At 47.6% G+C, this 660-nt stretch carries 1 protein-coding gene; it reads left to right on the top strand.

The window, feature by feature from the left end:
- The coding region (gene cobS / locus A3729_RS17620; RefSeq protein ID WP_068634129.1) for an adenosylcobinamide-GDP ribazoletransferase at positions 1 to 657 on the top strand (657 nt) is incomplete at its 5' end.
- Between the last annotated feature and the right edge of the window lie 3 nt (positions 658 to 660).

Raw genomic sequence — 660 nt, 5'->3', positions numbered from 1 at the left:
GGCGCATCACTCAGCTGGTATCCACTTGTTGGTCTATTGCTGGGTATAATCTTGTGCTCAGCATCATTACTTTTGAGCTTTGTTTTTCCAACACTTCTAAGTGCGGCTCTAATCTTAACGCTATGGGTAGTGCTTACCGGCGCTCTACATCTCGACGGTTTTGCCGACAGTGCTGATGCCTGGATGGGTGGGCTTGGCTCAAAAGAAAGAACTCTGCGACTTCTGAAAGATCCAACATCTGGCCCAATTGCTATTGCAGCGACTGTTTTATTAATGCTTTTGAAGCTCTTAACTATTGAGCTAATCATCAATCAGGATATTTGGCTGCTTATCTGGCCCCTGGTATTTGCTCGCATCAGCGCCAGCCTGCTATTTGTTACCACACCCTATGCACGAAAAAGCGGTTTAGGAAGTGCAATTGCCGAGCACAAGCAAGATCACCAAGTTTGGCTTGGTTCTATCATCCTCATGCTCGCTTCCTGCTACTTTCTAGGCTGGGCAGTCATCATCCCCCTGCTATTCGTAAGCTGCTTAAGTTTCTACTACTTGCGCTCTCGCATGATGAAGCGGCTTAAAGGGTGCACAGGTGATACAGCCGGCGCCATGATCGAGATACTCGAATGCATCACCCTGCTAGTTCTCGTTGCCTGCCAATAAATA

The sequence above is a fragment of the Oleiphilus sp. HI0043 genome (genome assembly GCF_001634935.1).
Note: the sequence above shows the minus strand (reverse complement) of the source record. Positions and strands in the feature narration are given on the sequence as shown.